Below are 23,333 nucleotides of genomic sequence, written 5' to 3'. Positions count from 1 at the left end.
AGTTAATTATAAATTAATCCGTACTATTTGCTTTGGTAGATAGTATTACTACTGCATGCCTTCTTTTTAATAAAACACGATGAGCACTAATGCAATATAAATTGCGATAAAAAAAGCGCAACTACTCCCCTTCACCTATATCAAAAAGGTTATTAATCCCGATTTTATACTGTTTGTATTGAAATAACAAAAAATACTATGCATGCATTGTATTTTTAAAAAATAAAAATTACCTTATAGCCATAGGTCTAAAAAACAGACTCACAATTTGTCTTTAAATGGTCTAAACAGTAACAAACACACTTTTAAAGTGATAAACGTTCTTTTAAATCACACCCCTTTATACTTATGTCTCTTTTAAAAATCAGCGCTTAACAGTCGTTTTTAAAGGTTTGTACAGACGTTATAAAAAACTATAGTATCACACAACACACACTAACACACACTAAAAATGAAAATCAAAAAAATTCTTGTTGCAAATAGAGGAGAGATTGCTATTAGAGTATTACGTGCTTGTACGGAATTAAATATTGCTACAGTAGCAGTTTACACCTACGAAGATCGCTACTCGCAACATAGAAACAAAGCGGATGAATCGTATCAAATTGGTGACGATAATCAGCCTTTAAAACCATACTTAGATATGGATGGCATTATAGATTTAGCAAAATCTAAAAATGTAGATGCAATACACCCAGGCTATGGTTTTTTATCTGAAAACTCAGAGTTTGCAAGACGATGCGCTAAACACGGTATTATTTTTATTGGACCAGACCCAGAAGTTATGGATGCTTTGGGTGATAAAATTACAGCTAAAAAAATAGCAGAACAATGTCAAGTCCCTATTATAGAAAGTAATAAAAAAGAATTAAACTCTTTAAAGATTGCCATTTCAGAAGCAGAAAACATTGGGTACCCTTTAATGCTAAAAGCAGCTTCTGGTGGTGGTGGACGAGGCATGCGTATTATTAGATCTGCCGAAGATTTAGAAACCAACTTTGACTCTGCACGTAATGAGTCTTTAAATGCATTTGGTGATGACACTATGTTTTTAGAAAAGTATGTCGAAAACCCAAAACATATCGAAGTACAAATTGTAGCAGACAGACATGGTAACATTCGTCATTTATTTGAAAGAGATTGTTCTGTACAACGACGTCATCAAAAAGTAGTAGAAATTGCGCCATCTTTTAATGTGTCTACTAAAGTAAAAGAAGCCCTTTATAAATACGCAGTCGCCATAGCAACCAAAGTAAGTTATAATAATATTGGAACTGTAGAGTTCTTGGTAGATCAACAAGACAACATTTACTTTATTGAAGTCAACCCAAGAATACAAGTAGAACATACGGTTACCGAAATGGTAACAGGAATTGACCTTGTAAAAACACAAATATTTATTGCTGGAGGTTATAAACTATCAGACGATCAAATTAAAATTTACGGACAAGACACATTAGCAACCTATGGCTTTGCTTTACAATGTAGATTAACCACAGAAGACCCTCAAAACAACTTTACACCAGATTACGGTACAGTAACAACTTACCGTAGTGCCTCCGGAATGGGAATCCGTCTAGACGCAGGAAGTATTTACCAAGGTTATAAAGTCAGTCCCTTTTTTGACTCTATGCTAGTTAAAGTATCCTCTCACGGAAGAACTCTAGATGGTGCAACACGTAAAATGGTACGTGCTTTAAAAGAATTTAGAATTAGAGGTGTTAAAACAAACATTCATTTTTTACAAAATGTCATTCAGCATCCCACTTTTAAGGATGGTAAAGTGACTGTAAATTTTATTCAAAATACGCCTGCCCTATTCAAAATAAAACTGCCACAAGACAGAACATCAAAAGTCGTTCAGTTTTTAGCAGAAGTTAGTGTAAACGGAAATTCTGATGTCAAAAACATTGAGGAAAACAAAGTATTCAGAACCCCAAAAGTGCCAAAATTTAGTTTGTCAGATCCGTATCCAAAAGGGACAAAGGACTTATTAACGGAGTTAGGTCCAGAAAAATTCTGTGCATGGTTAAAAGACGAGAAAAAAATTCATTTTACGGATACCACCATGCGTGATGCGCATCAATCGTTATTAGCAACCAGAATGCGTAGTTATGACATGCTAAAAGTGGCCGAAAGTTTTGCAAAAAACCATCCAAACACTTTTAGTATGGAAGTTTGGGGAGGCGCCACCTTTGATGTTTGCTTACGTTTTTTACACGAAAGTCCTTGGACACGTTTAAGAGAATTGCGTAAAGCAGTACCAAACATATTATTCCAAATGTTATTACGTGGCTCTAATGGTGTTGGTTATAAAGCATATCCTGATAATTTAATCGAGAAATTTGTTGAAAAATCTTGGGAAAACGGTGTTGATATTTTCAGAATATTTGACTCTCTAAACTGGGTAAAAGCAATGGAACCAAGTATAAACTATGTCCGTAACAAAACAGGCGGAATCGCAGAAGCAGCATTAAGTTATACAGGAGATATATTGGATGTAAGCCAAACAAAATACAATCTTAAATACTACACACAGCTAGCCAAAGATTTAGAAAATGCTGGGGCACATATGATTGCTATAAAAGATATGGCAGGATTATTAAAACCCTACGCAGCCACAGAGCTAGTTGCCGCATTAAAAGATACCGTAAACGTACCCATACATTTACACACACACGATACATCATCATTACAAACAGCAACCTATTTAAAAGCTATCGAAGCCGGCGTTGATGTGGTTGATGTTGCATTAAGTGGTTTATCTGGATTAACATCGCAACCAAACTTTAATGCAACTGTAGAGATGATGAAAGGCCAACCAAGAGCACACGCTTTTGATATGCCCAAACTAAATCAGTTTTCTAACTTTTGGGAAGACACGCGCGAATTGTATTATCCATTTGAATCAGGACTAAAAGCAGGAACCGCTGAGGTCTTTGAACATGAAATACCAGGTGGACAATACAGTAACCTACGCCCTCAAGCCACAGCTTTAGGATTAGCAGATCGTTTTGATGAGGTTAAAAAAATGTATGCCGAGGTTAATACACTATTTGGTAACTTAATTAAAGTAACACCAAGCTCTAAAGTGGTCGGAGATATGGCTATTTTTATGGTAACCAACAATCTAACTACAGAAGATGTTATGGAACGTGGTGAGGAGATTTCGTTTCCAGACTCTGTGATAAGTTTCTTTGTTGGAGATTTAGGTCAACCCGAAGGAGGTTTCCCTAAAAAGCTTCAAAAAATTATACTTAAAAACAGAAAACCATATACCAACAGACCAAACGCACATCTAGAACCAATAGATTTTGATTTAGAATACAAAGCCTTCAAAAAGAAATTCCAAAAAGGCTTTACTCGTGCAATTGAGATGGAAGACTTTTTATCCTACACATTATATCCAAAAGTCTTTGAACAAGCGCACGAAAACTATAAGACCTATGGTAACTTAGCATTAGTACCTACAAAAAACTTTTTTTATGGTATGACCCTTCGTGAAGAAATTTTAATAGAGCTAGAACCAGGAAAGACAGTCATCATTAAATTACTATCCATTGGTATACCAAACGAAGAAGGTATGAGAACCGTCTTTTTTAAAGTAAACGGAGAAAATAGATTTGTAGACATTTTAGACACCTCCTTAAACATAAAAATCACAACCAATACAAAAGTAGACCCAACTGACGAAAACCAAATTGGTGCACCATTACAAGGCGCTTTATACAAAGTTTTAGTTAAAAAAGGACAAGACGTTAAAGAAAACGATCCTCTTTTTATTATAGAAGCCATGAAAATGGAAACCACTGTAGTTGCCTTTAAATCGGGTACTATAAAATCAGTAACACTAAAAGAAGGGAAAATGGTAAAACAAAATGACCTAGTTGTTACCATAGAATAATACAGCTTTACTATATTAAAATACCGCTTTCGCGGAAATAAAAAAACCACCTATTTAGGTGGTTTTTTTGTTCCAATAAAGCAAACTAAACCTACCATGTATTTCATTTTTGTAACTTAGTTTTTTTTAAAAAATAAGTGCTGTAATAAGCAAATGTTATAACGCTTTACTTCTCACAGAGAGATATAACAACGTATAAGTTTGAAAACACAGTATAAAAAAAGATATTTAAGGATTGTGACTAACAAAAATAGACAATAAAAAAAATAGTAATAGGAATTATAATACTAACGTTAAGCGCCTGTAAATCAACAGGTAAAGGAAATGAGATTGAATTCACTATTGAAAACAAATCTGATGCCCCAATTGAAAACGTAAGATTTACAACATCTGAAAATCTTACGGAACTAAAATTTGATAATATTGGACCTATGAATTTTCCTAAAATAGGTTGACTAAAAATTAAGCAATTAATTACAGTCACTTATGAAAACAAAAAATGAACACTGGCTAAAAAAAAGCTATCAAAAAGCTACTTTAGAAACCAAACTTTTAGTCGTTGACCAAATCTTAAATGGTCAGATTTCAAACAACCAAGCTTCTAAAAAATATGATATTCCTAGAACAACTATTTCTTATTGGTTAATAAAATACAGTACCTTATTGAAACAAAACACTTTACCAACAAACAACTGAGTTAAAAACAAGTAAATTCTAGCTACTTACAATAAAACATTAATCAAATTTTCGTAATAAAAAAAAACAAAACAACGAAGCACAACCTCAACTCCACGCAAAACATTTACAATTACCTTAACAAACCACTACTTTTCTATTCGTAAAAAATAACTAACTTGTAACCAACAAACAAGACACGCTGTTATTATGATAAAAAAGTACTTACAAGCATCCGTTTTAGCGCTATTACTTTCGGCTTCAGCCTTAAGTGTTGCACAAGACAAAACCGTTCCCGTTTTTGAAAATGGAGAAGCACAAATTGTAGAAGGATTTAGCAATTATAAAGATTGGATTAGACATGACCTTTGGGTAGAAACCTCTTTTAACACAGATGGAGACGATACTTTAGATCGTGTACACGTGTCCGTTACCAGACCATCACAAACAGATACCGAAGATTTAAAACTACCAGTAATTTACGTAACTAGCCCATACTTTGCAGGTGTTGCACCAGATGTACCTGGTATTATGTGGGATGTGGAGCACGAGTTAGGGGCACGTCCAACACAAGAACGCGCACACCCAGAAGTAACCCGTTTAGGAAAACGCCCAATAATATCAAACTCGCATATCATGAAGTGGGTACCACGCGGTTACATTGTTGTACACTCGTCTTCTCCCGGAACCGGATTATCTCAGGGTAGCCCTACCGTTGGTGGACCAAACGAAGCATTAGCACCAAAAGCAGTTATACAATGGTTAAATGGTGACGCAAAAGGTTACACAACACCAGATGGCGATCAAGAAGTAACAGCCTTTTGGAGCACAGGAAAAGTAGGTATGACAGGTACATCTTACAACGGGACATTACCATTAGCAGCTGCAACCACTGGCGTTAAAGGATTAGAAGCCATTATACCAATTGCACCAAACACATCGTCCTACCATTATTACAGATCAAACGGATTAGTACGCTCGCCTGGAGGATATTTAGGAGAGGATATTGATGTGCTTTATGACTTTATACATAGTGGTGACGAGGCAAAAAGACCATACAATAACAAAACCGTTAGAGACACAGAAATGGCTGCAGGAATGGACAGAGAAACAGGAGATTTAAACGACTTCTGGAACAATCGTGATTACCTCAACCAAATGGATGGGATGAAAGCTGCCTTGTTAATGTCACATGGTTTTAACGACTGGAATGTAATGCCAGAACACAGTAACCGTATTTATCAAAAAGCCAAAGCAATGGGCTTACCAACACAAATATATTACCATCAAAACGGACATGGTGGACCACCGCCAATGACCATGATGAACCGTTGGTTTACTCACTATTTACACGGTATTGATAACGGTGTAGAAAACGATCCTCAAGCACGCATTGTTAGAGAAAATGACAGACCAGACCAACCAACTGCTTATGCTGCATACCCAAATCCGGATGCTAAAAACGTGACGTTATATTTAAATAAAGGCGGAAACCAAGTTGGTGCCTTAACAACAACGCCTAATAAAAGACAAAAAACTGAAATGTTAGTGGATGATTTTACCATTTCTGGGAAAGCACATGCGCAAGCGACAAACAGTACCCACCGTTTATTATATAGTACGGCTACTTTAAAACAAGACTTACATATTTCTGGCGAAAGCACAATAACTATTAGCGTATCTAGTAGTAAACCAGCTGCCAATTTATCCGTAATGCTAGTCTCTTTACCGTATACGGATGATGCCAAAGTAATTACAGATAATATTATTACACGTGGTTGGGCAGATCCACAAAACCATAAATCATTACGCGAAAGCGCACCATTAAAGAAAGGCGAATTTTACGATCTAACGTTTAACCTACAACCAGATGATCAAATCATTAAAGCAGGACAACAAATTGGATTGGTTATTTTTTCTAGTGATAAAGAGTTTACAATACATCCAAAACCGGGGACTGAATTAACGGTGGATTTAGATAAAACAAGCATCACCTTACCTATTGTTGGTGGTTTAGATGCCCTAAAAAAAGCGATTGAATAATTATGAACATTGTTATTAATAATATTACTTTAGACAAGGAGATTATTCTAGAATTAATTTCCGAAAGTCAGCTGGTTGCCATAAAATACGTGAGGGCAAAAACAGACTTAGGTTTAAAAGAAAGCAAAGACATTGTAGACAATTTAAAAGCCAATCCGGAGTATTACGATGGCAAACCGCATACAATAGCTTTTGAAGTTCCAGATATGGATAAAGACATTCAAAACATTAAAAAACAATCTAGCAATGGGATGTTATACAGCAAACCCAATCAAGTCAAAAAATATGTGCTAATTATTTTAGCCATTTGTCTTGTGGCTGCATTATATCTGTTTTTAAATCAATAAAAAGCAAGACTATTGTTGGTATCAGGCAAACCTCAGCTTCTATTTGATTTCAATAAAAACTTAAACGGTCTGCAATAGCCCCATTAAAAACCACTTCAAATAGAAGTGGTTTTTTTATAACCAAAATAAACAACGTAAACGGTAAATTTATAGCGTACCTTCAAAAAAAAAGGAATGTCTATAGAGCGAAGAGTACGATTAGTGGAAGCGTTATTTGAGACGTTAGACACCCAAATTTCAACCTTTCAAAACAAAACAACTTTGCATTGTGCAACAGGTTGTGGTAAGTGTTGTACCAACCCAACCATGGAGGCTTCTCCTTTAGAGTTTTTACCTTTTGCGTTTCATCTTTTTTTGAACGGTCAAGCCGAAACCACGCTAAAAACATTAAACACAAAATCAAAACACTCCATTTGCCATATTTATAGCCCGCTAAACTTAGTAGACAGCGCACTAGGGCGATGTAGTAATTATAAATATCGCGGTTTAGTTTGTCGTCTTTTTGGCTATGCAGCTTCTAATGATAAGTATGGGCAAAAACGCATGGTGACTTGCAAAATTATAAAAGAAAACCAAAAAGAAACCTTGCAAGATACTGCAGAAGCCATAAATAATGGGCTATATATCCCGATGTTCACGGAGTATTACATGCAACTGTCGCAGATAGATTTTACAATGGGTAATGTTATTGTCCCAATAAACAGGGCGCTAAAATTAGCAATTGAAGAAGTATTACAATACTATGCCTATAGACCTTTTCCAAGTGGCTTGGTAAATATTGCGTAATTGTAATATTTTGAAACTATATTTGCGCAACTAATATTACCGCATACTTAAGATGTCCATTACTTTATTGTCTTCTCCTTTACAAGGCTTCACGGATTTTAGATTCCGTAACGCGTTTCACCATTATTTTGGTGGTATCGATACGTTTTACGCACCTTACATCAGGCTAAACGGAAAGCTGAAAATTAAGCAATCCTATCAATTAGATTTACAACCAGAAAATAACACGACCTTAGAAGTGATTCCGCAAGTAATGACCAATGATCCTGACGAGTTTATGTTTGTGGTTAAATACGTGCAAAGTTTAGGGTATAAAGAGTTAAACTGGAATTTAGGTTGTCCATATCCAATGGTGACTAAATCTGGTATGGGATCAGGTTTGATTTGTAATCCTGCAAAAATTGACGAGGTCTTAAAAAAAGCACATAACGAAAGTGATATAACCGTGTCCATGAAAATGAGAATGGGTTATGACAATGCTGAAGAAATTTTAGACGCCTTCCCTATTCTAGATAATTATCCGCTTAAAAATATTGCAATTCATGCCAGAATAGGAAAACAACTGTACAAAGGACCTGTAGATTTAGAGGCGTTTGAGCGATGCATTACAAGTACAAAGCATAAATTGTACTACAACGGAGATATCACGTCTGTAGCATCTTTTAAGTCCATGGAAGCCCGCTTTCCGGGTATTGATCATTTTATGATTGGTCGTGGTCTAATTGCAGATCCATTTTTACCAAGCATGATTAAAAATAATACCACAGAATATCCTAAAGACCGTTGGGAGATTTTTAGTCAATTTCATGATACAATTTACCAACAGTACGACGCGTATCTATCGGGACCAACGCCAATAAAAATGAAAATGTTAGGCTTTTGGGAGTTTTTCTCGAAGTCGTTTTCTAATCCTCAAAAAACATACAAAGCCATTAAAAAAGCTGGGAATCCTGTAAAATACAAGCAAGCAGTAGCTAGTATTTTGAGTAATGAAAAGTAATTTTTCAATATTTACTCTATATTTACAGAAACCAACCAGAGTAAAACCATGCAAAATAATTATAGATCTAAAGCTTTTAAAGCTTGGCTAGATAAACTACAACAAGAAAGTTGGCAGTTAGAATTAATTATTTCTGGGTTTGCAATTTATGGTTTGACGCAAGTGTTAAAACCGCTTGAAACAAGTTATAATATTGCAAAAAATGATGGAGACCTTTTTTTTAGAATAGCTTTAAGCGTAGCTATTTACGCCAGTCTTATTTTGTTAACAACCTTATTATTTCACGTTGTTCTTCGTGGGTTATGGATTGGTGCTTTAGGGTTACGCTATGTCTCAGGAGACATCGATTACAAAAAATTAAAATACAGACCTAAATTTGACAATTATTTACGTAAAAAAATAGGTTCATTTGATAAGTATATATCACAACTAGAAGACTATTGTAGCGTCTTATTTGCAGTTTCTTTTTTATTAGTGTTTTACCTGATTTCTTTTTTATTGTATGCTGGAATACTTGTTTTAATAGGTTATTTTTTAATTAAAGACCACGATATTAGACCTAAAATGTTTTTTATCACAGGTGTCTTTTTAATGATTTTCACAATTCTAGGGATGATTTTAACCTTTCTAGATTTTATAACATTAGGGTATTTTAAAAAAAATAAATGGTTAGCAAAAATATACTTTCCTTTTTATTGGTTATTCAGTTATTTAACACTCTCTTTTTTATATCGCCCACTAGTCCATAATTTTTTAGATAACAAATTTGGAAAACAAATAAGTTTTATCCTCATCCCAAGTTACTTTCTACTATCAACTATTTTAGCATTTAGCTTTAATCGTTCCAATTATTTCTCAGCTTCAGAGGATTCTAATAGCTTCTCTGCAAACCTTTTAAATTACGATGAAAACATAAAAAAAGAAGATCTTTTTATTGATAAAGCTTCAATTCCTTCAAAAATCATAACAACGTCTTATTTACCAATATTTATTGAGTATAATGAAAGTATTGAAGATGCTGTGTTTTCCTTTAACAAAGGTCTAAAACCTGAAGAAGACATTAGAGGATATAAATCAGATTTCATCACTGGATACAATCGAAATATCAAAAAAATATCGGATAGCTTAAAACTAGAATACGTTAAAACCTTATCTAGTATTTATAGCTTAAAAATTGACACCCTAAATTACACGCTACCTGATTTTATCTATACTAAACACAATCAAAATCAAAATGGTTTTGAAACAGTATTATCTCTTAAAAACATAAAAGACGGTAAGCACGATTTAAGTATTTACAGGTTATCAAAAACAGACAGTACACAAACACAAGACACCATAATAACCATCCCTTTTTGGTACTATAAAAACTAAGTCTTAAACATGCAAATAACATCTACCAATATTGCCAAACCAACAACCATTGAATGGAATGGAAAAAAGCAAACCACGGGCATGTACAAAAACCCTATTGATACTGGTATTAATTTAGAAAAAGAAGACGTAAAAGGTGACGAGGTTTCAGACAGAAAGCATCATGGTGGTATTTTTAAAGCCTGTTATTTATTTTCGGAAGACCATTATGACTATTGGAAAAACTTATATCCAAACATAGATTTTAATTACGGGATTTTTGGCGAAAACCTAACCGTAAAAGGATTAGACGAAACTAAAATTAGGGTTGGCGATATTTATAAAATAGGAACCGCCCTAGTCCAAGTGACGCAACCTAGAGAACCTTGTTTTAAACTGGGTATACGGTTTGGTACACAGACCATTCTTAAACAATTTATCAAGCATGCACGACCTGGCACTTATGTGCGTGTTTTGGAAGAAGGACTTGTAAAACCCGGAGACCACATGTTATTGGTGCAAGCGGCAACCAACAGTCTAACCACAGCACAACTGTTTACCCTATTGTTTTCTAAACAAAAAGACCAATCACAATTAGCCTTAATTATAGACAATGACGCCATACCACTAAAAAAACGTCAAAAACTAGCGGCTTTTATAAAAAACTAATAGAACTCAAAACCAATAAGCTACATTAACTTATCTTTGCTGCAATCTATTTTTAAAGCTAAATTCTTGAAAGACCTTTTACTAATAACGCCACCTTTTACCCAGTTAAATACGCCATATCCTGCAACTGCCTATTTAAAAGGATTTTTAAATACAATTGGGGTTTCTGCCTTTCAGATGGATTTAGGGATTGAGGTGATTTTAGAATTATTCAGTAAAAAAACCTTTGAAAAACTTTTTGATTTAGCAATAGAAAACGACTCCATTTCGACAGAAAATGGGCAACGTATTTACACATTAAAAGATGATTATTTACAACCTTTAGATGCTATTATATTATTTCTACAAGGTAAAAATCAAACTTTAGCACGACAAATATGTACTACAAACTTCCTACCACAAGCCTCTAGATTTGAACAACTGGAAGATATGGATTGGGCATTTGGAGAAATGGGCATGCAAGACAAAGCCAAGCATTTAGCTACCTTATATCTTGAAGATTTATCAGATTTTATTATTGAATGTATCGATCCTAATTTTGGATTTAGCAGATACGCCGAACGTTTAGGACAAAGTGCCAATGCGTTTGACGCGCTTTATGATAGTCTAAAAAATAAACCAACATTTATTGATCAGTTAACGTTGGCTATTTTAGAAGACCGCTTAAAAACCGTGCAACCAAAACTAATCTGTTTTTCGGTACCCTTTCCAGGGAATTTATACAGCGCGTTTAGATGTGCACAATTTATAAAAGCGAATTATCCAGAGATTAAAATTGCGATTGGTGGTGGTTTTCCAAATACCGAATTACGTCAAGTAACAGACACACGTGTTTTTGATTTCTTTGACTTTATTACGCTAGACGATGGCGAGCTACCCATTGCGTTATTATATCAAAACGTATGTCAACCTGATAACAATCAAAGTACTGCGGATACTGATTTAGAAAATAATCTAGAAAACACCCTAGAAAACGATGACCCAAATAGCAACAACACCAGTCATGCTGAGCGCAGTCGAAGCACTACAATAACCAAAGATCACAATAGCAAAGAAAAACAATACAAACGCACCTTCCTTTTAGAAGATGGAAAAGTAGTTTACAAAAACAACACCACAAGACCAGAATACAAACAACTACAAGTAGGGACACCAGACTATTCTGACTTATTGCTAGAGGATTACATTTCTGTTATAGAGATTGCCAATCCAATGCACAGTTTATGGAGTGATGGACGTTGGAATAAATTAACAATGGCACATGGCTGTTATTGGGGAAAATGTACGTTTTGCGACATATCCTTAGATTATATCAAGATTTACGAACCCATTGCGGCAGCCCTATTAGTGGATCGTATGGAGCAATTAATTGCGCAAACTGGCGAAAACGGATTTCATTTTGTGGATGAAGCGGCACCGCCTGCATTAATGAAAGCGTTAGCCTTAGAAATTATAAAACGAAAACTTACCGTTACATGGTGGACTAACATCAGATTTGAGAAAAACTTTACACAAGATTTATGTTACCTACTTAAAGCCTCAGGTTGCATTGCAGTCTCTGGAGGTTTGGAAGTGGCATCAGATAGACTATTAAAACTAATTGATAAAGGTGTAACTGTGGAGCAAGTCGCGCAAGTGACGCGTAACTTTACGCAAGCCAACATTATGGTGCACTCCTATTTAATGTACGGTTACCCGACACAAACGGTACAAGAAACAGTTGATAGTTTAGAGATGGTCAGACAGTTATTTGAATTAGGTATTATTCAATCTGGGTTCTGGCATCAATTTGCATTAACAGCCCATAGTCCGATTGGTTTAAATCCAACAGAATATGGCATCACACCAAATTATAAATCTATTTCGTTTGCCAATAATGATATTGATTTTACGGATAGCACGGGTATTGATCACAACCAATTTAGTTTCGGTTTAAAAAAATCGTTATTCAATTTTATGCACGGGATTGGTTTTGATATGGATTTACAAGAATGGTTTGATTTTGAGATTCCGCAAACCTCAATTGCACCTTTTCATATTGATGACTGTCTAAATACAGAAACCGCACTAACCACAAAACCAACTGCAAAAATTGTATATTTAGGACACTTACCATTAGTTGCAGAGCGTACAAAAACTAAAAAAGGATTTACAAATGAGTTGTTAGACCTGACGTTTCATGATAAAACGGAGCGTCTTCAAATGACATTAAATAAGCCTGAAGGCGAATGGTTGCTTGACACACTAGAAACGCTAAAACCAACAAGTGGCAAAAGTGTTTCTTTTTCAGCGTTAAAAAAAGACTTCGAAACTCAGTTAGACGATTTTGAATTATTCTGGTTTTCTAAACCTATGCAAAAGCTGAAAGACTTTGGATTACTGCAGTTATAATTAACACAAGATTAATTTCGCCGAAAGGCATTAAAAGCTACCTTTGTTTTAATGCGAAATAAGATTAGAAATCATTTAAAAACCATCGAGTTATTTCTTAAAGGTTCAGGCTTTTATAGAGGTGTAGTCTTAACCGTTGCTATTGTTTTACCATTAGCTGTTTTTAATTTAATAGACTTGTTTGCTTATGCGCCCGCCATTGCACTAGGGACATTTTTAAACGCACCAAGTGATGTCCCAGGAAGCTTAAGACGTAAAATAAACGGTATCTTAATTAGTATTATACTAACCATGTTGGTAACGTTTATAATCCTGTTAACCAAACCTGTTTTTATTATTCTACTAATTGCTATTGCTGTTTTAAGTTTTGCAGTTAGTTTGATTTCTGCTTATGGTTTCAGAGCTTCTTTAATATCATTTTCAGGATTACTAGCTATTGTGTTGGGCTTAGCGGTTAGTAAGCCCGATTTTCAATCTATTATTTTACACGTCGGCTTAATTGGTGTTGGTGGATTATGGTATTTAGTAGTGTCTTTATTATCAAATTGGGTTTTTCCAAGAAAAGACGATGACCAATTATTATCGGATACATTATCGCTTACTGGCGAATATTTAAAAATAAGAGCCAAGCTATTAACCAAGCCTAATAAGCGTGAGAAGTATGCTAAAAAAGCACTAGTCCTTCAAACCCAAATAAGCGAAAAACACGAAACCTTAAGAGAGCTACTTTTAGAGGGTAGAAAACGTTCAGGACGTTCTTTTTCTAATGAGAGAAGACTTTTAATCTTTATATCCTTAATTGATATTTTTGAGTTAGCCTTAGCAAACACTTTAGATTACACCAAAATTGACACCCTATTTGGTTTAGAAAAACAGCATTTAAATACCTTTAAAAAACTTAATAAAGAGCTAGGAAATCAACTTATCAAATTGTCTGAATTATTCATAAAAAAAGGCAATCTTCCTGATATTGAATTAATAAATAAAATAGCTGCAGACACAGAGACTGCAATTCAGGATTACGTTACTGAAGTTACTTTACCAAAAGCAAGAGAAGGTGCAATTACCATGCGCAACCTTCAAGACTATCAGAAGCAATTATTACAAGAAGTAAAAGCTATCAGACGTGTTTTAACTAAAGTAAAAAACAATGCTAAAGCATCTTTAAAACCACAAGAATCTAAACAGTTTTTAACCTCTCAAGATTACAGACTAAATATATTAGTACAGCATTTTAGTTTAAAATCGCCAATGCTTAGGCACGCTTTACGATTAGCAAGTGCCATTGTGTTTGGTTTTCTTTTAGGAAGTATATTAGATTTAAAAAATGCGTATTGGATTATTCTGACCATAATTGTAATCATGCGTCCCAATTATGGGTTAACCAAAGCGCGTTCTAAAAACAGAATCATCGGAACCATAATTGGTGCTATAATTGCCACAACAATTATTTTAATTACCAAAAACACAACGGTCTATTTAGTCTTAGCGATTGTCTCGTTAACCTTTGCTTTTTCATTAATACAACAAAGCTATAAAGTAGGTGCTGCTTTTATAACCTTGCACATTGTATTTGTTTACGCACTTATAGATCCTGATGCTTTTACTGTAGTGCAGTATCGTGTTATTGATACCGTAATTGGGGCCATAATAGCAGTAATAGCAAATTACCTATTGTTCCCGAGTTGGGAATACAAAAACCTAGACACGGTATTAGCCACTGTAATTACCTCTAATAGTAATTATTTAAAAGCCACCAAAAAGCTATACCACGACAAGGAAGAAAACACATTAGCTTATAAAGTATCCAGAAAAGAGGCTTTTTTAGCGATGAGTAATCTAAATGCGGCGTTCCAAAGGTTAACACAAGATCCAAAATCTAAACAAAAAGAATCTGCTTTAATATATGAGATGGTCACACTAAACCACACCATATTATCTGCAATAGCTTCGATTGGACGTTATATTTTAAATCATAGTACAACACCAGCTTCAGAAGAATTTGATACTATTATCGAAGGGATTACAGGAACGTTACTACATTCTGCTTCGCAATTAGAAAGTACCAAAACAGTTCTTGTTTCCGAAGAAAACAAAATATATCAAGCGCATAAAAAACTACAAAAACGCTATGATAATTTATCTTTAAAGCGGGACAGTGATATTGAAGCCGGGCAAACAATAATTGACGACAATACATTATTAAACCTTCAAGAAGCTCATTTAATTAACAATCAATTACTGTGGTTAAAATCATTATCAGCTAATTTAACTAAAACGACAGTAAAGTATAAGTCGGTTTTTAGTTAGTAATTGCAGTGTGTTTCAATATTCTTTAAATAACAAACTAAGGTAAACGTCGCACTGACTCATTCAAAAGTACCGTTTACTCACTATCGGTTTTAATCCACCCCTTATTTATATAGGTTTGATGTATAATAACATTTAAATCTATAGCTCATGCAAAATCAAATCAACTTAGACATTACGACGCCTTGCTCGGAAAACTTCAATCAATTTTCACCAACTCCAAAAGGTGGTTTTTGTGATTCTTGTACAAAAGAAGTGATTGACTTTACTACAATGAATGCTAATCAAATTGAAACCTTTTTTGATAAAAAAGACACTCAAAATACTTGTGGTCGATTTAAAAGCACACAATTAAAATCGTATCCGGTAAAACCTACAAAAAGCAAGTTTAGCTTAATCAGTGCTATTGGTTTGGCTTGTTTCGCTCTATTTTCATTTTCGACAGTAAAAGCACAAGACCAAATAACCAAAAACACGTCAACAAATAACAAGATTAACCAAACACAAAATTTGTCCATTACGGGTAATATAACAGACGGAAACGGTTTACCACTTCCAGCAGTAAATGTAGTTTTACAAGGTACTGCTTTTGGATGCGTATCTGATTTTGATGGTAATTTTGTGTTTCCTCAAAAAGTAAAAAGAGGTGATGTTTTAATCTTTAGTTATGTGGGTTACAAGTCTAAAAAAGTAACTGTTCAAAATACTAACGCAACTACAAACATGGTATTAAATGTAAGTTTAAACGACGATTCTTATATTCTGATGGGTAAAGTTGCAGTTAAAGAAGTGTATTCTTCTAAAAAAGACTAATTCTATTTATATGAAAAATAGACTGACCCTAATTTTCTTTTTCATAGTTAAATTAACTATTGCGCAAGTTTCGGATTTTAAAACTATCGATTTTACTAGAGCTGATAATATTGCTAAACTAAATGCAAACGCAAGTTTAAAAAACTTACCATTACTTGCGTATAATTTGACTTACAAATTAGATAATGATGCTGAAAAATTTAGAGCAATTTACACTTGGGTTTGTACTAATATAAAAGGTGATCTTAATCAAGATAATAAAGTTAGCAAACAACGTAAACGTTTTAAAAACGATAGTCTAGCCTATTTAAAATGGAATAATGAGTATCAAAAAACAGCATTCAAAAAATTACTAAAGCATAAAAAAACCATGTGCACAGGTTATGCTTACCTAATTAAGGAGCTTTGCTTTTTAGCAAATTTAGACTGTAAAATGGTTAATGGCTTTGGACGCTCTACAAATACAAATGTGGCATCTTTAGACTTAGCAAATCACTCTTGGAATGCCGTAAAACTAAATAACAAGTGGTATTTATGTGATGCGACTTGGTCTAGTGGCTATTTTGTAAACGATGTATTTATCAAAGACTACAACTTAGGTTATTTTTTGACAGACCCTACTCTATTTGCTAAAAACCATTATCCGTTGGATAAAAAATGGTTATTAAACGACACGTTAATAACCTCTGACTATAGTGCTTCTCCAATAGTTTATGGAGATACATTTACACATAAAATCATTCCGATTGGTCCTAGTGACTTAAACACAACCATAAAAAAAGACGACACTTTAGAAATTCGTTTTAAATCTTTAAACAGCTTAGACACTAAAGACATATCACTAATTAAATATTCTGGTTTTAAAACTATTCCTTATAAAATAACCAACCTTAAAAACGATAATGGATTAGTATCCTTTAATTACAAATTTGAAACTAGTGGTGTTTATGATGTCCATTTAAAAATCAAAAACGACATCGTTGCCACATACACTATTAGCGTAATTACAGAGTAAAAACAGCAAGGCTATTCTAAAAATATTAAACCACATTAAATGCTTGGAAAAAACTACCTTTGTAGCAAATTCTAATTCATGTCATTTAAAGACTTACAACTTAACAGACCTATTTTGCGCGCTATTGCGGAAAAAGGATACGATAACCCAACATTAGTACAGGAAAAAACAATTCCGTTAGTACTAAACGGAAAAGATGTGATTGTTTCTGCACAAACTGGTACAGGAAAAACCGCAGCTTTTGCATTACCTATTTTACAGTTATTGTATGATAAGCAAGAGGGTCCAAAAAAAGGAAAAAAAATTAAAGCTTTAATTGTAAGTCCAACTAGAGAATTAGCGATACAAATTGCAGAAAACTTTGAAGCTTACGCAACACACACAAAACTAGAAAGTGCTGTTATTTTTGGTGGTGCTGCTATAGAGCCACAAAAAGAACTTTTACGTAATGGTATTGATATTTTAATTGCAACACCAGGACGTCTATTAGATTTACATAAACAAGACGAAATTAATCTAGATTATGTGCAAACATTAGTACTAGATGAAGCAGATTTAATGCTTGACATGGGCTTTATTGACGATGTTAAAAAGATTGAACGTCTTTGTCCTAAAACAAAACAAACGTTATTATTCTCTGCAACTATACCTTATAAAGTAGAGCAATTAGCGAGTACCATTTTAACGGAGCCACAACGTATTGAAGTGGCGCAAAACAGTTCTACTTCAAAAAATGTTAATCAATTACTTTATTTTACACCTAAAAAGGACAAAATAGAATTAGCATTACACCTGCTACGCAATACCATAAAAGGAAACATTATAATTTTTAGACGTACCAAATATGGTGTGGATAAATTAGAAAAAACCTTACTTAAAAATGGCTATTTAGCGGATAGTATCCATGGTGATAAAAGTCAAACAGCAAGACAAGACGCCTTAAAACGCTTCAAGAAAAAAGAAATTAATATCTTAATTGCAACAGATGTTGCAGCACGTGGTATTGACATTGATCATTTAGATGCTGTTTTTAACTTTGATTTACCAAATGTACCAGAAACGTATGTCCACAGAATTGGTCGTACGGCTCGTGCAGGTCAATCAGGTATGGCATACTCACTTTGTAGTGCCGACGAGAAAAGCTATTTAATAGATATTCAAAAACTGATTCATTTACAGTTAGATGTTATGGACGACCATCCTTATCCTTTAGATCCAAAAGCAAAACCAATCATACACAAATCTGCTAAATCTGGTAGTAAGCATAAAAAAGGACGTAAAAGTGAAGCGTCTAAAAAGAAGAAAAAGCGTTGGTATTAATGTAACATAACACCTTTAAAACGGACTAATAAAGTGAACTAAATCTAAAGAGGATGAATCAAACAATTTTCAGTTTAAAAAAACCTTATTTAGCCATAGCTACTACTTTATTTTTAATGTTTGGACTGTTTGTTTTAGCAAAAAAAGTATTAATTTCAAATACTTCATCAGCTTTAACATCAGCAATTACAGTAGATTTTGCTCTAATTATTCCAATTATTTATTTTCTACTAATAAGAAAAAGCAATGTTCCAAAAACTACGACTATTCCTATTTTTATTATTGGAATAGTCATTGCATCTTATATAATTCCTTATCAACATCAAGGTTTATTAAACGTAATTAAAACTTGGATTCTTCCATTAGTCGAATTTCTAGTTGCCACTTTTGCTATTATTAAAGTCAGAAAGCTGATCAAAGTCTTCAAAAAAACAAAGCAAGACAGTCTTGATTTTTTTGATGCATTAAAACTATCTACAAAACAACTATTACCTAAATTTCTCGCTAATTTATTGACAATGGAAATTGCTGTTTTTTATTATGGTTTATTTAAGTGGAATAAAACAATACTAAAACCAAACCAATTTACCCACCATAAAACTAGTGGAACACCAATCTTGCTCGGCGCTTTAATTCTTATAATTGGAGTTGAAATGTTTACTGTTCATTTTCTATTAGCTAAATGGAGCTGGATTGCTGCATTAGTTAGTTTGATACTTAGCGTATACTCCGCTTTTCAAATTTTAGGTTTTTTAAAATCTTTACTTTACCGTCCAATTACGATAACGGATGATACACTAGTTTTAAAGTATGGTATTTTAGCAGAATCAAATATCAAATTAAATACAATTGAAACTATAGTATATTACAGCAAAGAGATTGAAAACCAATCCGAAATAAAAAAACTATCACCACTAGGTAATTTAGAACCTCATAACATACTAATCAAACTTAAAACACCTGAGCTATTAATTAGTCTTTATGGTTCTGAAAAGCAATTTAAAGCGATTGCTTTATATATCGATAATAAAGTTGATTTTTTAGATACCATTGAAAATTTAATCCATAAATAAAATGAAACATTACTTCACCCTACTTTTAGTTATTACATTATTTACAGCATGTAAAAACGATAAAACTACAGAAGACAACACACCTACTGAAAATTTAGTAAAAAACGAAGCTTTTAGTACAATGCTAAACGATTTTTATGAAGAAGGTTTAAAATTAAACCCATTAAGTGCAACATCGGCAGGAGATAATCGCTATAACAATAGCTTACCAAATACGCTAACGGACGCCTTTTCTAAAAAGGAAAAAGCATACTATTCGGATTTTAAAGCTAAAGCGGAATCTTATAGCAACTCACAACTTAACGCCAAACAACAATTAAGTCGTGACATTTTAATATGGGATTGCGATATTAATTTAGAACGTTTTGATTTTAATGAAAACTACACCCCAATAAACCAAATGTGGACCAAACAACTAACGGTTGGTACTCTGGCAAGTGGTGCAAGTTCTCAACCTTTTAATACAGTCGAAGATTATGACAATTGGTTGCAACGTGTAGACCAGTATTTAGAATGGGTAGCTTCTGCTGAAACTAAAATGAAAGCAGGTATTGACAACAAACACGTTTTACCAAAAGCATTAATCGCTAAGGTTGTCCCACAATTAAAAACAATAGCAGAAACTAAATTAGAGGATCACCTATTTTATACGCCGATTAAAAATTTACCAGACAGTTTTTCTGACCAAGACAAAACACGTTTGACAACAGCTTATGCTAATATGGTGTCAAACAAAGTTATTCCTGCTTACACATCACTTTACAATTTTATGAAAGACGATTACATGGCAGCTGGTAGAACAACTAGTGGGATTGACGATACACCAAACGGGAAAGCGTATTACGAGCATCAAATTAAGTTATACACAACAACTACAATGACTGCAGACCAAATACATAATTTAGGTCTAAGTGAAGTGAAGCGTATTCTTGCCGAAATGGAAAAAATAAAGACACAAGTTGGGTATAAAGGAGATATTATTTCGTTTTTTGATTTTGTTAGAAACAACAAAGACTTAACGCCATACAACACGCCAAAGCAAATTATCGATAACTTTAATGCGATACATGAAACCATGAAACCGCAAATTGCCAAGCTCTTTGATGTTAAACCTAAAACAGCTTTTGAAGTAAGACAAACTGAAAAATTCAGAGAAGCGTCTGCTAGTGCAGAATATAACCCAGGGTCTTTAGACGGCACACGACCTGGTATTTTTTACACACCAATTCCTGATGCTACAAAATATAACGTCTTTAGTGACGAAGCCTTATTTTTACACGAAGCTATTCCGGGACACCATTATCAAATATCCTTACAACAAGAAGATACCGAGTTACCAAAATTCAGAAAAACCCTTTGGTATAGTGCTTATGGAGAAGGTTGGGCGTTATACTGCGAGTCTCTAGGGAAAGAGCTAGGATTATATACGGATCCATACCAATATTTTGGAATGTTAGGTATGGAAATGCACCGTGCGATCCGTTTAGTTGTGGATACAGGAATGCATACTAAAGGTTGGACAAGAGAACAAGCTATCAAATACTCATTAGACCATGAAGCAGAAAGTGAAGCTAGTATCATTTCGGAAATCGAACGTTATATGGCAAATCCAGGACAAGCATTATCGTATAAGATTGGGCAATTAAAAATCATGGAATTGCGTGCTAAAGCAGAAAAAGCCTTAGGTGATCGTTTTGATATTGCACAGTTTCATAATCAAGTATTAGAACCAGGTTGTGTACCATTAGCACTACTAGAAACTAAAATTGACCAATGGATTGAAGCGTCTAAATAAAATATAAGACCGCACCCGTCAACCTGAACTCGTTTCAGGTTCTCACATAAAAAACAACAATCCAAGATAATGAGATTCCGAAATAAATTCAGAATGACGTTCATTAATAAAATTAAGATATACAAGTCGTCAACCTGAATTGGTTTCAACTTTTCATGATAAACTTTGAATTATAAGACTACAGTCGTCAAACTGAACTCGTTTAAGGTTCTCACTTAAAACTCAACAATCCAAGATAATGAGATTCCGAAATAAATTCGGAATGACGTTCATTAATAAAATTAAGATATACAAGTCGTCAACCTGAATTGATTTCAGCTTTTCATGATAAACTTTGAATTATAAGACCGCACCCGTCAACCTGAACTCGTTTCAGGTTCTCACTTAAAACTCAACAATCCAAGATAATGAGATTCCGAAATAAATTCGGAATGACGTTCATTAATAAAATTAAGATATACAAGTCGTCAACCTGAATTGGTTTTAGGTTCTCATGATAAACTTTAAATTATAAGACTACTGTCGTCAACCTGAACTCGTTTCAGGTTCTCACATAAAAAACAACACCCAAAAATAATGGGATTCCCAAATAAATTCGGAATGACGTTCATTAATAAAATTAAGATATACAAGTCGTCAACCTGAATTGGTTTCAGGTTCTCACAAGAAACTAATAATACAATACTCAAATAAATTAAAAAAGCCTTCTATTTCTAGAAGGCTTTTTAATTTCCAAATTATTGGAATAATTATTGAATCATTTAAGTATAATCTTTAAATTAGACCATGTCAAAAAAACACCTACTTCTAATTTGTCTTGTTTTTATTTCGGCTTTAAGCCAAGCACAAAACAAAACACTACTATCTACAACTAACCAACCGGTCTCTTTTGCTACTATTTCATTTGGAAACGGAAACGGTTTGTTTGCAGATGACGAGGGTAAATTTCATTTTACAAAAAAACTATATTCAGATATTGACTCCCTATTTATTTCGGCCTTAGGCTACAAAGATTTAAAGTTAGCAACAGCGACATTAAAAGACACGCTATTTTTAGAATCTAAAGCAGACTTACTAGACGAAGTTATAGTTACCGCTAGACCTACCGGAAAGTTTAAAGAAGTAACGTTAAAACCTACAGATCATAACGATTATTACAAATGTTGGTTGCCAACAATAGAGAGTGAAATTGCGGTATTTTTTCCAAATAACGACACCAAGCCAAAGCACTTAACAAAAATACTGCTTCCTATAAAAACGGAAACTAAAGATTGGGACAAACGTGGTAAAAACAAACAAGCCAAACGTCCCTTTTCGACCTTATTTAGAGTACAATTCTATAAAAACGACAAGGGATTACCTGGAGAGGTTTTAACCTATGAAAAAGTAATTTTTATTGCCACAGAAGACACCAAACCTATATTTGAATTTGATGTTTCTGGATTTGACATTTTTGTGCCAAAAGACGGTATTTACGTATCCATCCAAGTCCTTGGTTTTACAGATAAAAACGGAAAGTTACTACCCAATAAAAAATATAAAGAAGTAAAAACACGACGTGGTATTGTTAAAGTATCCACCACGTTTAGACCTTTATTACCTTTTACAGACCAAATTGCCGCCAAAACAACATTTATAAAACGTGTGTTTCATAACAATGGACAGTGGATTCTTTTTGATAAGAAAAATGTAAATAATTCTAACCTATTAAACGCAGGTTTAAACAATTATGGAATGGGCTTAAAAATGGAAGTTTATAAAGACCAATAAGTCTTATAATTTCGTTTTAACGAATAAAAAAGCACCTTATTCAGTTTCAATTAAAATTAGAGTAAAGGA

General features: G+C 33.7%; 16 protein-coding genes. All 16 read left to right on the top strand.

Annotation, left to right across the window (positions count from 1 at the left end; all coding sequences use genetic code 11):
* The first annotated feature begins 451 nt into the window (after positions 1-451).
* The 16 genes from BMZ09_RS07655 to BMZ09_RS07575 all read left to right on the top strand — a co-directional run bounded on the left by BMZ09_RS07655 (position 452) and on the right by BMZ09_RS07575 (position 23,264).
* Positions 452-3,904, top strand: a complete 3,453-nt coding sequence (locus BMZ09_RS07655; RefSeq protein ID WP_090839144.1) for a pyruvate carboxylase — start codon at positions 452-454, stop codon at positions 3,902-3,904.
* Between the two features lie 486 nt (positions 3,905-4,390).
* Entirely contained in the window at positions 4,391-4,600 is a 210-nt protein-coding gene (locus tag BMZ09_RS07650) for a helix-turn-helix domain-containing protein (RefSeq protein WP_245741114.1), read from the top strand.
* A gap of 189 nt (positions 4,601-4,789) precedes the next feature.
* Positions 4,790-6,622 carry a Xaa-Pro dipeptidyl-peptidase gene (locus BMZ09_RS07645; RefSeq protein ID WP_090839142.1) on the top strand — a complete coding sequence of 611 codons (1,833 nt, stop codon included), beginning with the start codon at positions 4,790-4,792 and terminating at the stop codon, positions 6,620-6,622.
* 2 nt (positions 6,623-6,624) lie between these two features.
* Positions 6,625-6,969: a ribosomal protein L7/L12 gene (locus BMZ09_RS07640; protein WP_090839141.1), complete on the top strand. Its 345-nt coding sequence runs from the start codon at positions 6,625-6,627 to the stop codon at positions 6,967-6,969.
* Between the two features lie 174 nt (positions 6,970-7,143).
* The gene (locus BMZ09_RS07635; protein ID WP_090839138.1) at positions 7,144-7,755 is read left to right on the top strand and encodes a YkgJ family cysteine cluster protein; all 612 of its coding nucleotides are present in this window, start codon (positions 7,144-7,146) and stop codon (positions 7,753-7,755) included.
* A 52-nt stretch (positions 7,756-7,807) separates the two neighbouring features.
* A complete protein-coding gene (locus BMZ09_RS07630) occupies positions 7,808-8,755 on the top strand; it encodes a tRNA dihydrouridine synthase (protein WP_090839136.1) in 948 nt (315 codons plus the stop codon).
* A gap of 48 nt (positions 8,756-8,803) precedes the next feature.
* A complete protein-coding gene (locus BMZ09_RS07625) occupies positions 8,804-10,129 on the top strand; it encodes a hypothetical protein (RefSeq protein WP_090839134.1) in 1,326 nt (441 codons plus the stop codon).
* Between the two features lie 9 nt (positions 10,130-10,138).
* Complete coding sequence (locus tag BMZ09_RS07620; protein ID WP_090839132.1) at positions 10,139-10,777, top strand: MOSC domain-containing protein; 639 nt, start codon at positions 10,139-10,141, stop codon at positions 10,775-10,777.
* A gap of 66 nt (positions 10,778-10,843) precedes the next feature.
* A complete protein-coding gene (locus BMZ09_RS16335; RefSeq protein WP_245741113.1) occupies positions 10,844-13,168 on the top strand; it encodes a B12-binding domain-containing radical SAM protein in 2,325 nt (774 codons plus the stop codon).
* 51 nt (positions 13,169-13,219) lie between these two features.
* Positions 13,220-15,478: an FUSC family protein gene (locus tag BMZ09_RS07605; RefSeq protein WP_090839130.1), complete on the top strand. Its 2,259-nt coding sequence runs from the start codon at positions 13,220-13,222 to the stop codon at positions 15,476-15,478.
* A 150-nt stretch (positions 15,479-15,628) separates the two neighbouring features.
* Positions 15,629-16,291, top strand: coding sequence for a carboxypeptidase-like regulatory domain-containing protein (locus BMZ09_RS07600; protein WP_090839128.1), 663 nt, complete (start codon positions 15,629-15,631; stop codon positions 16,289-16,291).
* 10 nt (positions 16,292-16,301) lie between these two features.
* On the top strand, positions 16,302-17,306 hold the full coding sequence (locus tag BMZ09_RS07595; RefSeq protein WP_090839126.1) for a transglutaminase domain-containing protein: 1,005 nt from the start codon (positions 16,302-16,304) through the stop codon (positions 17,304-17,306).
* Positions 17,307-17,384: 78 nt separating this feature from the next.
* Positions 17,385-18,626, top strand: coding sequence for a DEAD/DEAH box helicase (locus tag BMZ09_RS07590; RefSeq protein WP_090839124.1), 1,242 nt, complete (start codon positions 17,385-17,387; stop codon positions 18,624-18,626).
* 53 nt (positions 18,627-18,679) lie between these two features.
* On the top strand, positions 18,680-19,699 hold the full coding sequence (locus tag BMZ09_RS07585; RefSeq protein WP_090839122.1) for a hypothetical protein: 1,020 nt from the start codon (positions 18,680-18,682) through the stop codon (positions 19,697-19,699).
* Between the two features lies 1 nt (position 19,700).
* On the top strand, positions 19,701-21,494 hold the full coding sequence (locus tag BMZ09_RS07580; protein ID WP_090839121.1) for a DUF885 domain-containing protein: 1,794 nt from the start codon (positions 19,701-19,703) through the stop codon (positions 21,492-21,494).
* Between the two features lie 786 nt (positions 21,495-22,280).
* Entirely contained in the window at positions 22,281-23,264 is a 984-nt protein-coding gene (locus tag BMZ09_RS07575; RefSeq protein WP_090839118.1) for a peptidase associated/transthyretin-like domain-containing protein, read from the top strand.
* The last annotated feature ends 69 nt before the right edge of the window (positions 23,265-23,333 follow it).

Origin of the sequence: Olleya namhaensis (assembly GCF_900114005.1) — a bacterium.
In the GTDB taxonomy this organism is placed as follows: Bacteria; Bacteroidota; Bacteroidia; order Flavobacteriales; family Flavobacteriaceae; genus Olleya; species Olleya namhaensis.
This window is presented reverse-complemented; position numbering and strand designations above follow the sequence as displayed.